This window comes from Neobacillus niacini (assembly GCF_031456445.1).
In the GTDB taxonomy this organism is placed as follows: domain Bacteria; phylum Bacillota; class Bacilli; order Bacillales; family Cytobacillaceae; genus Neobacillus; species Neobacillus niacini_I.
Window position 1 is genome coordinate 1 of record NZ_JAVDUQ010000028.1, and the last position, 12454, is coordinate 12454.

13 protein-coding genes and 1 pseudogene are annotated in these 12454 nt (G+C 40.7%); 4 read left to right on the top strand and 10 right to left on the bottom strand.

Translation table 11 applies throughout. The features are described from left to right. The first annotated feature begins 229 nt into the window (after window positions 1-229). Both J2Y67_RS19570 and J2Y67_RS19575 read left to right on the top strand, forming a co-directional pair. A complete protein-coding gene (locus tag J2Y67_RS19570; protein WP_310176693.1) occupies window positions 230-1345 on the top strand; it encodes a GGDEF domain-containing protein in 1116 nt (371 codons plus the stop codon). A 255-nt stretch (window positions 1346-1600) separates the two neighbouring features. Then, window positions 1601-2764 carry a HAMP domain-containing sensor histidine kinase gene (locus J2Y67_RS19575; protein ID WP_310176695.1) on the top strand — a complete coding sequence of 388 codons (1164 nt, stop codon included), beginning with the start codon at window positions 1601-1603 and terminating at the stop codon, window positions 2762-2764. Between the two features lie 37 nt (window positions 2765-2801). Here J2Y67_RS19575 and J2Y67_RS19580 read toward each other — a convergent pair whose 3' ends face one another. From J2Y67_RS19580 to nagA, 3 genes are read right to left on the bottom strand one after another with little or no spacing between them, the layout of a single operon-like run. Beyond that, the gene (locus tag J2Y67_RS19580; RefSeq protein WP_310176697.1) at window positions 2802-3524 is read right to left on the bottom strand and encodes a GntR family transcriptional regulator; all 723 of its coding nucleotides are present in this window, start codon (window positions 3522-3524) and stop codon (window positions 2802-2804) included. Between the two features lie 59 nt (window positions 3525-3583). Beyond that, window positions 3584-4330: a glucosamine-6-phosphate deaminase gene (gene nagB, locus J2Y67_RS19585; RefSeq protein WP_310176699.1), complete on the bottom strand. Its 747-nt coding sequence runs from the start codon at window positions 4328-4330 to the stop codon at window positions 3584-3586. Then, a complete protein-coding gene (gene nagA / locus J2Y67_RS19590; RefSeq protein WP_310176701.1) occupies window positions 4327-5523 on the bottom strand; it encodes an N-acetylglucosamine-6-phosphate deacetylase in 1197 nt (398 codons plus the stop codon). The genes nagB and nagA overlap by 4 nt, the downstream gene beginning before the upstream one ends. 267 nt (window positions 5524-5790) lie before the next feature. Between nagA and nagE the strand changes: the two genes are divergently transcribed. After that, window positions 5791-7683, top strand: coding sequence for an N-acetylglucosamine-specific PTS transporter subunit IIBC (gene nagE, locus J2Y67_RS19595; protein ID WP_310176702.1), 1893 nt, complete (start codon window positions 5791-5793; stop codon window positions 7681-7683). A 36-nt stretch (window positions 7684-7719) separates the two neighbouring features. Here the strand turns inward: nagE and J2Y67_RS19600 are convergent. From J2Y67_RS19600 to J2Y67_RS19630, 7 genes and pseudogenes are all read right to left on the bottom strand, one after another. Continuing rightward, a pseudogene (locus J2Y67_RS19600) lies at window positions 7720-7872 on the bottom strand (sporulation protein YhbH); the annotation flags it as partial. A 33-nt stretch (window positions 7873-7905) separates the two neighbouring features. Beyond that, a complete protein-coding gene (locus J2Y67_RS19605; RefSeq protein ID WP_310176704.1) occupies window positions 7906-8070 on the bottom strand; it encodes a hypothetical protein in 165 nt (54 codons plus the stop codon). Window positions 8071-8129: 59 nt separating this feature from the next. Then, the gene (locus J2Y67_RS19610) at window positions 8130-8273 is read right to left on the bottom strand and encodes a hypothetical protein (RefSeq protein WP_310176706.1); all 144 of its coding nucleotides are present in this window, start codon (window positions 8271-8273) and stop codon (window positions 8130-8132) included. After that, window positions 8267-10636, bottom strand: a complete 2370-nt coding sequence (locus J2Y67_RS19615) for a type IV secretory system conjugative DNA transfer family protein (protein WP_310176708.1) — start codon at window positions 10634-10636, stop codon at window positions 8267-8269. The genes J2Y67_RS19610 and J2Y67_RS19615 overlap by 7 nt, the downstream gene beginning before the upstream one ends. Further along, complete coding sequence (locus J2Y67_RS19620) at window positions 10637-11278, bottom strand: M23 family metallopeptidase (protein WP_310176709.1); 642 nt, start codon at window positions 11276-11278, stop codon at window positions 10637-10639. It abuts the gene before it with no gap. Next, the gene (locus J2Y67_RS19625; RefSeq protein ID WP_310176711.1) at window positions 11278-11724 is read right to left on the bottom strand and encodes a hypothetical protein; all 447 of its coding nucleotides are present in this window, start codon (window positions 11722-11724) and stop codon (window positions 11278-11280) included. Before J2Y67_RS19625 ends, J2Y67_RS19620 begins: the two co-directional genes overlap by 1 nt. 118 nt (window positions 11725-11842) lie before the next feature. Further along, window positions 11843-12067, bottom strand: coding sequence for a hypothetical protein (locus tag J2Y67_RS19630; protein WP_310176713.1), 225 nt, complete (start codon window positions 12065-12067; stop codon window positions 11843-11845). Between the two features lie 195 nt (window positions 12068-12262). Here J2Y67_RS19630 and J2Y67_RS19635 point away from each other — a divergent pair, with 195 nt between their 5' ends. After that, window positions 12263-12442 (top strand): helix-turn-helix domain-containing protein, encoded by a 180-nt coding sequence (locus J2Y67_RS19635; protein ID WP_310176915.1) that lies wholly within the window; start codon window positions 12263-12265, stop codon window positions 12440-12442. The last annotated feature ends 12 nt before the right edge of the window (window positions 12443-12454 follow it).

Below are 12454 nucleotides of genomic sequence, written 5' to 3' on the forward strand. Positions count from 1 at the left end.
ACTCTTGCTTTCCCCAATCCCATTTTTCTTAATTATACAAAAAAGTACCCTATAGAGGACTTTTTTTAAGTGTCTACTCTATAGGGTACATTTTACTTTCGGGAAGCTTTTGTTTTTTACATTTTTCAACAAAAATTTTATATTTAGCAAATCCATAGTATAATTGACAGGATGTAAATTTATACTCAATGATTTATTATTGAAAGTTTTACTACAGGAGAATCATAAAATGTTAAAAGATTTTGTTTTGAATGCAGCACTATTAATTGCTTCCTTTTCCATCATGGGGCAATTATTTAAAGATAAACCCTTGCGCATTTCCTCTCCCCTATCGGTAAAATTTTACTGGGGACTAAGTTTTGGAATTCTCGGGAATATTCTAATGCTGTACAGTATCCATATTAACCTAACAACGATTGCTGACTTACGTCATTTGGCCATTGTAACTGCCGGGGCCTTTGGTGGTTTTATCCCCGCGATAGTCGCTTCCATCCTTATCGGCATTGGAAGAATTTTATTCTTTGGATTTAATGATACTTCTATACTGGCATCAGCGGGAGTCATCTTAATTGGGTTAGTTTGCGGGGGAATTTCAAAATTCAAGTATCACTCTACCTTTAAAGCCTTCCTTATGAATCTCATGGGCTTGTTTATTATTTCCATCCTTCTGTTTATCAATATTCAGGATCGGGTTGTTTTAACGAATATCCTAACCTACCATTACATTATTTCATTAATTGGCTGTTTTTTTTCCTATCATTTATTAGTATTTATTACTAAATCAAATGAGGCTGAGCTACATCTAAAAGAGGCCAATAAACAATTAAACCAGCTTTCCTACATAGATGGTCTGACGGGAATTGCCAATCGAAGATACTTTGATCAAACACTTGAAAAGGAGTGGGCTAATTTATCTTCCACAAACTCCCCGCTAACCTTGCTCATGTTAGATATAGATTATTTTAAAAGATACAATGATACATACGGTCATCTGGAAGGAGACCGCTGTCTTCAAACCATTGCTAATAAGATAAAGAATGAGATTCATATGCATCCTTCCTACACATTTTGCCGATATGGAGGAGAGGAGTTTGCAGTTATTTTACCCTTTGCAAATACGAATGAAGGAATTCAGTTAGCAACGAAAATTCAAAAAGCGATTTCTTCCCTTAAAATTCCCCATATTAGTTCAAAAATATCGGATATCGTTACACTAAGTATTGGGGTTGCCACAATGTATCCTGAATCTTTTTTAGACCAAGAGGAAATTATTCAGTTGGCCGATCAATCCCTATACTTATCCAAAACCAATGGAAGAAATAGAATTTCATCTGTTCATTCATAAAACCGTGGAAGGCTGGAAACACCAGTCTTCTTTTTTATTCTGACGTGAAATCGCAAAATTTAGAAAATTTCGTATGAATTTGTTGTATCTTGGAGAAATAACCTGTAAAATTTTCCTATCAGCTATTTTTGGACGGTGAAATGAATGGAAATAACTAAACATCTCTTCCTTAACCTTTCCATTTTAATAATTCTACTGTTTTTTTACTTGATTTGCTTTGAAAAATATAAAAAATTTCTTACCTCTAAACCGATAATGATCCTTTTATTTATCGGCTTATTATGGGTTTGTGTTCAATTTTCCTATAATCCCGTGCCGTTTTCCCGCTTTGATTTAAGAACGATCCCTATAGTGATCGGCGGTTTGTATCTTGGGTTTGGTCCAATCCTCGTTTTAGCTTTACTCATTATTAGAAGTTTTTTCGGATGGGATATAGGCTTATTAGAAACTTCCATACTTTACGGTCCACTTGCCCTTGTATTTTGGGTACTGACTCCATTGTATTGGAAACAGAGTTCCTTTCGGCGAATCCTTATTGCTGTCCTAATAGGAATAATCCTAGGTATCCTTACAATTGGTGGAATGGAACTATTCCATCCCTATGCAAATTGGTTTGATTTGTTGTTTGCCTTTTTAGTCATTCCACCGCTTGGAATTGGGATTGTTTCGTATGCGATTGAATATGTGAAAAAAAATAACCAAATGCGTCTGCAGTTGATTAAATCAGAGAAATTAAAGGCGGTCGAACAAATGGGGGCGGCAATTTCTCATGAAATTCGCAATCCGCTGACAGCAGCCTGTGGGTTTGTTCAGCTATTGCAGGATGATTATCTGCCAAGACATAAAAGAAGAGAATACCTTGCACTCGTAAAAGATGAATTACTTTCAGCTGAACGGGTCATTCAAGATTACTTGACTTTTGCAAAGCCTGCCTTAGAGACGTATGAGGAACTGAATGTTAAAAGTGAACTCAAACAAATCATTAAGATTCTTCAGCCTTTAGCCAATCAAAATTCTGTCGAGATTAATACAGAGTTTTCTGTAATTGGTTTTATTCACGGCGACCAACAGAAATTTCGTCAGTGCTTTATTAATGTTCTCAAAAATGCAATAGAGTCTATGCCAAACGGAGGATACCTTTCATTAAAAACGGAATACGACCACGAATATGTGTCTGTTACGGTTAAGGATACAGGTATGGGGATGACAAAAGAACAGCTTGAAAGACTTGGCGAACCCTTTTATTCTACAAAAGGTTCAAAGGGTACAGGACTTGGGATGATGGTCGTGTATAGTATTGTTCGGGCCATGGGCGGATGGATTCGGGTGGAAAGTGAAGTAGATGCCGGAACTGCGTTTCATTTTAAATTTCCTTCTATAAGACCAAACAGAACTTTTATGAAAGCCGAAAATCAATAAAAATGGACAGATCATAGCCGTCTGTCCATTTTTTATTTTATCTTTTCATCCTAATCATAAATTTATAACGGTCTGCACGATAGGTTGATTTGACAAATTCGACTGGAGTGCCATCATGTAAGAAGGTATTTCTATGAATCAGCATGACTGGTGCACCGGCACTAATTTTCAAATAAGGGGCCTCAAGACGATTGGCAACGGATGACTCAATCGTCTGCGTGGCATAATCGATTCGCAGATTTAACCGTCCTTCAATATACTCGTATAGAGATCGATTCACAATCTCCTCTGTTATCCCCTTAATTAGATTAGCCGAAATATAATTGATTTCTATCGCCATAGGCAAATCATCCGCTAAGCGGATCCGTTTAATTTCATAAACAGGACCATATTCTTTTATGGCTAATTGATTAGCAATTTGGGCGGTTGCAGGAATCACTTCAAAAGACAGTAGCTGACTTCCCGGGTTTAAGCCCCTTGACTTCATATCCTCTGTAAAGCTTGTCAGTCCCTGCAAAGCCTGTTCAATTTTCCGATCCGCGACAAACGTTCCTTTCCCTTGTAAACGAAATAAATATCCTTCGTTTACTAGCTGAGTAAAGGCTTGTCTAACTGTCATTCTGCTGATTTGATACTTTTCAGCGTATTCTCTTTCAGGAGGCAGCGCATCTCCCGGTTTCAATTCGCCTGTTTCAATTAATTCCTTTATATGTTCTTCTAATTGATAATAAATTGGAATGGGGGAATGTTTATCAATCATGCTCCTCTCAACTGCGTCCTTTCTTCAGTAAACTAGCCATTGCAATAGAAAGAAAATATCTATTCTTTCATCACTGGAATTTTCAAATCTAAAATAGCTGCTTCGTCTGCAATAATTGTAACACATGGGTGATTTTTCAGAACAGAGGCAGGGAAATTTTCATTTAATTCCGTGTGTAAAAGTCGGTACAGGGCATCCCTTTTGTTTTCTCCTGAAACTAATAGGAGAATTTCTTTACTTTTCATGATGGTTGAAATCCCCATTGTAATGGCTTGTGTCGGTACTTCTTCTGGACGATTAAAATATCTTGCGTTCGCTTCAATGGTTGAAGAAGCCAGTTTCACAATATGTGTCTTTGATTGAAAAGAAGTTCCCGGTTCATTAAAACCAATATGCCCGTTACTTCCAATTCCAAGAACTTGCAGGTCAATGCCGCCATGTTTCGTTAGTAAATCTTCATAACGATTACATTCCTCTTTGATATTTTTGCCATCACCTTTTGGAACAAACGTTTTCGCTTTTTTAATATCAATATGGTTAAACAAATGATCATCCATATAAAATCGATAGCTGTTTTTATCCGTTCCAGCAAGGCCGATATATTCATCAAGATTGAAGGTTGTAACGTGCTGATAAGAGGTTCCCTTCTTTTGATGATCTTTAATAAGGTTTTGATAGGTCCCAGTTGGTGTACCGCCTGTAGCTAGTCCAAGGGTAATAGAAGGATTATCAAGAACCTTTTTAATTATATATTCAGCCGCTCTTTCGCTCATTTGCTGATAATCTTTTACTTCGATCATTTTCATTTTTTTTCCTCCTTCTTAAAGGCAACTTTCCCCCGGCAAATTGTCATATAAACTTCTAGCTGATCATCCAGTATGACGATATCAGCATCTTTACCTTCAGCAATACTTCCCTTTCGATCATAAATATTCAGTTGTTTAGCTGAGTTAACAGAAGTCATTTCGATCGCGTCCTCTAGTGAACATCCTGTAAATGTAAGAATATTTTTCACAGCTTCCCCAAGTCTTAAGATACTTCCGGCTAATGTACCATTATCAAGAAAAGCTTTGCCATCCCTTACATTTACCTGCTGGCCGCCAAGATCATATTGACCATTTTTCAAACATTTTGCACGCATCGAGTCTGTAATTAAAATTAAACCCTCTTTTCGTTTTAGTCTGTATGCCAGCTCAATCATTTCAGGGCGGACATGGACTCCATCGACAATCATTTCGGCTATTAGTTCATTGCGTAAAAGGGCAGCACCCGCCACCCCCGGTTCGCGATGGTGCAGGCCGCGCATTTGATTAAAAAGATGGGTGATATGATTGGCACCTGCATCAATAGCGGTCATTACTTCCTCATATGCAGCATCGGTATGACCAATCGAAGCAATAACCCCATTTTCCTTAAGATAACGAATTAGCTCTAAACCACCGGGCCGTTCAGGTGCTAATGTTACAAGCTTAATATTCCCCTTTGAAAGGTCCTGCCACTTCTTAAATAAAGAAAGACTCGGATCAATAATATGCTCAATCGGCTGCGCACCCGCCCTTTTTTTATTGACAAAGGGACCTTCAAGATGAATCCCTAGAATTTCAGCACTGCCTTGGGCTGATTGTGTTCCAATAAAATTCCCCGCATTGATTAACGCATTTTCTATTTCAGTTTTTTCTTGTGTCATTGTAGTAGCCAAAAAGCTGGTGGTACCTTCTTTAGGAAGAGCAGTGACCATATTTTCCAGTGCTTCTGGTGTAGCATCCATCACGTCAGCGCCATTGACTCCATGTATATGAACATCAATAAAACCGGGAATGGCTTTATATTGAGAAAAAAGTTCTATCGTTTCATATTCTTCTTCATTTTTAAGCTGATCCGTTAATCCCAGTTCAACTATTTTTTGATCTTTTATTTTTATATAACCATTTTCAATGATTTTGCCTTCTGAATAAATTTGAATACCCTTTAGTAAAATATGATTAACTTTTGCAGGCATCTTCATTACCCCTTTCAAGTTACTTTCATATTAGCACCATATACTTATAGTTGTCTATACCAATTAAACACACTTTAATTTGAATTTACCATACAAAAATTGAATATAACCTTATTATTATGGTATATCCTTAAAAATTATCGATTAAAATTTTAATAAAATTCATAGATTGGTATAGACATCTATAATTATTGGGTGGTATGATAACAATGCATTTGAAAAAGCGCTTTCACAAATAACTTCCTAAAACAAAGGAGAGAGTCAGATATGCTAGGATTTTTACAAAGAATCGGAAAAGCATTAATGCTTCCTATTGCAGTGCTTCCAGCTGCTGGATTATTACTCCGATTTGGACAACCTGATCTATTGAACATCCCTTTTATTGCAAATGCCGGAAATGCAATTTTTGCAAACTTAGCCTTGATTTTTGCAATTGGGGTCGCGATGGGTTTTGCCAAAGACAACAATGGAGCAGCCGCATTGGCAGGAGCTATTGGTTATTTAGTATTAACAGAAGGAACAAAAGCCATTGATAAAAATATTAATATGGGTGTTCTCGGTGGGATTTTAACCGGGATTATTGCCGGACTCTTATACAATCGTTTCCGTGATATAAAGCTTCCGGAATGGTTAGGCTTCTTCAGTGGCAGAAGATTTGTTCCAATCATAACCTCCGTTGCGATGGTTATTTTGGCAGGCATCGCCGGGTTCGTTTGGCCTCCCATTCAAGATGCTATTAATGGTCTAGGGAATTGGATTATTGGTTTAGGTGCTATTGGTTCCGGTCTTTTTGGATTTTTAAATCGTTTACTGATTCCATTAGGACTTCATCACGTATTAAATAGCTTATTCTGGTTCCAATTTGGAGAATTCCAGGGAAAAACAGGCGATATTGCCCGTTTCTTTGCCGGTGACCCTACCGCCGGAGGCTATATGACAGGTTTCTTCCCAATTATGATGTTTGGACTTCCTGCAGCAGCCCTTGCAATTATTGCTGCCGCAAAACCTGAAAAAAGAAAAGCTGTTTCAGGTATGTTGATTGGAGTAGCACTTACCTCATTTCTAACGGGTATTACAGAGCCAATCGAATTTTCATTTATGTTTATTGCTCCATTATTATATGGTGTGCACGCGGTTTTAACTGGCCTTTCGTTTGTGATTACCTCCTATTTGGGTATAAAAGACGGTTTTACTTTTTCAGCAGGCGCAATCGATTATGCATTAAACTTTAATATCGCGCACAAGCCTTTATTGTTATTACTAGTTGGTTTATTGTACGCAGTCATCTATTTCATAATTTTTTATGGATTAATTAAAGCGTTTAATCTTAAAACGCCTGGCCGTGAGGATGATGATGAAGCCGAAGTAAATCAAGCTGCAGCGCCAAGCAACATCGATGGGAACAAATATGAGACAATGGCTTATCACTTTATCAAAGATATTGGCGGACGCGAAAATATCACGACAATTGATAATTGCACTACCCGCCTTCGTTTGAATGTGAAGGATATGGATAAAGTAAAGGATTCCTCTTTAAAGGCTCATGGTGCAAAAGGAATTATGAAGCTAAATAAAAATAACCTGCAAGTGGTAGTCGGTACAGAGGTAGAGTTTGTTGCGGATGCCATGAAGAGAATTGACATGAATCAAGTGAATATTGATTCTTCTGCTGCGACAGCTGATTTAACAAACGGTAATATCCAGCTTCCATTATCGGATGATGATTTTGTCATGCCGATTCAAGGAGATATAATTCCACTTTCCGAAGTACCGGATCAAGTTTTCTCGCAAAAAATGATGGGGGACGGTTTCGGAATTATTCCTGCAAACGGTTCTGTTGTTTCACCGGTTGATGGGGAGATCTTAAATGTTTTCCCTACAAAGCATGCTATCGGCATTCGTTCAAAACAAGGCTATGAAATTCTCATTCATATCGGATTAGACACGGTAAATTTAAAAGGAGAAGGCTTTACTGTACTCCTGAATGAGGGCGACCAGGTGAAAAAAGGACAAGCAATCCTGAAGTTTGATCTAGACTTCATCAAGAAATCCGTTCCATCCACTGTGACTCCTGTCATTTTCACCAACTTAACCAAATTAAATGTGAAAAAGCACGGACAGACAGAGCAAGGAAAAAGCGGGATATTATCGATTGACTAACGAAAAACGACAGGTGCCTGACACCTGTCGTTTTAGTTATGCATATAATTTTGATTCTTCCTGCTGGAAGAAGCTCTTCATGGCATGGAATACATCGGCTTTTTGCTTAAGGATATAATAGCGGAAATTCTCATCCTTGATATTCTTATAAGCTGACATTAAAGTCGAGTGGCGATTATACTGATTTAAATGCTAACCCTATACACGCAAAAAAAGACGCCACTATTTGGCGTCTAATGTTTCTTCCATCACTTCATATAGTTTAATCTTTATATCCGTTAATTCAACGTCGTTTGCCCCTCCTAATTCCGTTAATCGATCTATTTCTTCTATAATCTCATATAATTTTTCTCGAGTTTTGTGCAGTCTTGCTTCAGTATTTTCCAAATTAATCACCTCTTCTTTAATTAACTTTAGTATAAACGCAATACACACGCAAGTCAACGCTATTCAAACGATTCATTTTCATATACAACCTCCGCAATCATCAAAACGTCATCCTCATTCCGGCAACACGGACAATTCGGCTGAATCTCCGCTGACAGCCCGAAATCCAATCCGCAAAAATAACAGTGGTAAATCGTTAACATTTCGCTTCCTCCTTTTGCGCATTGACAGGCGCCGGCAACTTCGTAATAAAGCGCCCATATCCGTCTTTGCATTTTATTAAATTCATCGAATGATATCGAGGCAGACGCAATAAATCCTCTTCAACAAACGGCTGAAGCTCGCTTTTAAGTTCCTTATAATTTTCCTTGTCGCATCCGCTTATCAACATGTAACTGGCGTTAGCTGAGCGCAATTCCTCGCGGATATGTTTAATTTGATTTAAGTAGTGGCAGCTGATGATCGGCTTCATTCCGAATTTTGCCATGCGCGATAATCGCTGCCGTAATAATTGCTCCGTATTCTCAACTTGGTAAAGTTCGTCAATTATGAGGTTTACTTTCCGTTGCTTATTGCGGTCAGGAATCAATTCGCTGCGAACCTGGAGCGCTAGATAAATCTTCGTCATCCAGTACGTAGTGTAAATATCGCGTTCATTGTCCGTGGAGAACATCGTTTCGGGCATTTTTATGCAGATAAGTTGATTGCGTTGTAATTCCTCGACCAAGTTAACGTTTTGCGACGTATCCTTCTTTAGCATCATTTCAATATACGGATTATCCTTCAGTTTATTTAATCGGCTGATAATTCCTTCGACTAGGTGTAACTTTGTACCGCGTAAATTTCCGTCCTTATCATACTCGTTTAACTCTTGCATATAGTCCATGTATTCCGTCATATTCTCGTACTGATCGGCGGGCACCTTCCGCAAGTAATTCATCCGTAACATGTGTTGCTGGAGGACTCCAAAAACATCTCGGATAGGTCCGCCGCTTAGAAATACAACTAGCGCCGCGCTTGTTAAATATCGGTTCATCCGCGAAGTTAGCGCAGTATCATCCGAGTTGATCGAGTTGACCAATGTCGTAAGTTGTGTCGTCTGCTTTTTGGCGTTTACATACCGCGTAAATGTATCTTCGCTGGCGGGGATCTCGTTATAGCCGAGCCCTTGCAACGTGTTGAAGTCGTGGCATTCGATATTAAGCACTTGGTCAGACGGAAACAATGCCGCCACTTCCTCGCTTAGTTCGCAGTTTTTAATATAGTCGAACATGACCACGCATTCGCCCACCTTGATGGCGTCGCGACTCAAATTGCCGATAAGAGTCGATTTGCCCGCCCGAGTTGGTCCGATTAGAACCAGCGTTAATTGCTTATATTCTTTGTCCGTTGATAAATACGCCTTTTGCTTAGCGCCTCTATACGTACTCTCACCGATGCACATCGTTCCACTCCGCAAATCCTCCGGTACCTCCGTCTCTTGCGTTTCCACCTTTTCGATAAAGTTATAGCGTTCGAGAATGTCTCGCCCGGCAATCGCAATAAAGTTCTGCGCCTCTTCGTCGCCCATCTTATTTACCTCCGCGCCCGCCACCGAATAATCCGTAAATTTAAACGGTTTCTTTAACGGTTTGGGCGCCAACCGATTATCCTCCGTAATTGTCTCGAAACTTTGCGTCAAGCTCCTGGCATTATTCCGCTGCCTCAGCCGGTCCTTGCTTTCGCTCATCACGACAATTTGCGTATTATTGATGGAGGCTGTCGCCTTTTTACGCGTGGCATCGCTGATTTTATTGCCGCCATTTAAGCGTTCTACAAGCGATTCTAAGCCGTTGTATTCGTACCCCTTCCGCTTACCTTCCGATCCACTTAAAGCGCCTCCTATGTCGTCAAATAGCGCTGAAATTACGCCTATAATCGTCTTAAACGCATAACTTGCGCCCATCTTATTTCGGTCGGTCGGAAGGTTGCGCTTGACCTTGCGAATAGTGGCTTCGTAGCTCGCCCGCCAACTAAATTGTGACGTCGGCATAAAGTTATAAAATACGCCAACCTTGTCGCCTTCTTCCATGACGTCGACCACGTTTAATTTGGAGCGCAAGAGGTCGTCATTGCGCCGATCCGTTGCAAGGCTGAGCGCATTCTCCTTCGTATAGGCGAGCGAATATTTCGTAGCCGACTCGGAAAAACTAGGCAGGTCAGCGACAACCTTCACCGTGATATTACTCCACGAGTCGCTGATTTTTTCCTTGATGAGCGTTAAGTAACTGCGCGGTATGACGAAATAAAACTCGACTTTTTTCTTTTCGATATAAACGTAGTAGGCGACTTTGGAGGCGAGCTCGACGGAATAGCGCGTTCCGAACAAGAACTCGCGCCCTAGCGCCCTGACAACTTTTGCGTTTTCCTTGCGGATGTTCTGCGTGATATTGCGATAAATGGATGCGATAGATTTGGCGATTTTATGAGTGGATTGATTGCGGATTGAATTGTTAGGAGTTAGGCGAAGGAAAACGTATGACGGTTTGACAACGTTGATATAGTTGGATAATTTAACGCGTTTCATTTAATGCACCCCGAATAAAAATTTGATTAAGATATTCGCGACTAGTAGCACGCCGGTCCAACGTCCACCATCTTTCCAGCCCGCGACTTTTAAGATAATCATGACGCCCGAGCCGATAAGCGTGCCCGCAAGCAATAGGTCCTTTACCGCGTCGCAGATTCCGAGCAATATTTCGATCATCATTTCTGACGCCTTGTCACGAGTTGATTCTGCGCTCCACTGAATGAGATGACCAATCGGACCTAGCATCGGATTGTCGCCGCTAATATTCGCCAGTTTATCGGCATAAGGCGTCGGGTCAACTACCGCACCGTTTGCGTCCTTCATTCCGAAGTGCAGATGAGGACCGGTCGAGTTGCCCGTATTTCCGCTCATACCGATGATTTCCCCCGCGTTAATCCTTTCGCCTACGTGCGCCTTAACCTCGCTCATATGGCCGTATATGGTCCGCGTGCCGTCCGGCATTTGAACGCTCAAGCCCTTGCCTATTGCGCCCGAGCCGTCATATACCCGGTCGACTACTCCGTTTGCAATCGAGCGTAGCGTTGTGCCTTCGGGCATGGCGAAATCAATGCCTGAGTGTGGTTGGAAGTCGCGGACTGGCGAGAGCTCTCCGAATTTACCTGTTAGTCGGAATTTCATCACATTCCCTCCGCAGGTCCTGACGTTGGCGTAGTAATGCCGTTAAATAAAGCGTCGACTTGATCCATCGCCCAAGGCAATCCGAGTAAGAAAATATAGACGATTAAATATGAAAGGAATCCTTTTTTCGCTCCGTCAAAATCTCCGTCTGTCATGCGCTTAATAATGTCAAATCCGCCTTTAAAAATAATGATCCATTTGCCAAGCGATAACAATTTCGAATATAACTGTTGCGCTCCGACTTCAATTCCGGTACTTGCGAAAGCATAATCGAAACCTCCGCCGGCCACTAAAATAATAGCCGTAGTCCCCGCGACTTTATAAACAAAGCCGTACTTCTTAAAATGGCGCTTAACTTTTGCGCTGAACGGCTTTGGTTCACACCGAACCCGACCTCCTCGCAAAAATTCGCCAATGGACATGGACTGCGTCCTAGTCGTTTTCATATTGGTCAGCCTCCGTCAAACTTTATTTCGGTTAGTAACCGATTGTACTTGCAATATTACGCTGAGGCCGGAATATGCTGACGTTAAAGAACGTCGGCTTCTTAGCCCCGTTCCGTGCTTACAATCTTAACCCACTTAATTGCGTCATGCTTAGGTTAGTAACCGCCTGAGCTGGCGCTTTTTTTATTGTTCTGACGGCGCTTCCGCCCTCCATGTCGCGTTGGATAAGTCGTTTGATATACGCCGAGAAATTCGGATACTGCTCGACATGCTCCTTCATTTGTCGCTGAAACGGGTCGATTACGTTAAAACTAACGGACTTATTAACGATTTTCTTCGCCATGCTATGCGCCTCCTAACTAGTTAACGACCAGTTCCTTACTGGTTAATATACTGTATGGGCGACTGGCCGTCCGTGATACCACAAATGTTGCGTTTGTATAAAAAAAGTTATTTTCGGACAAGATGGAGGTAAAAACGCATGAGGTGACGTAGCTTGTTCGGACTAGGAAAACCACGAAGCAAATTCGGTAAATGGATGGATCGGAAAGGAATCGAGCAGAAGGATGTCGCAGAGAAAGCGAAGGTTAGCGAGATGACATTGACGCGCCTTTGTAACGATAAGAATCACAGGCCGCGCATATCTACGTGGATGAAAATTGAACGTGCGCTGAAATCGATGGGATACGATGTGGACCGTGACTATTTCGACTTATAAACGAAGAAAAAG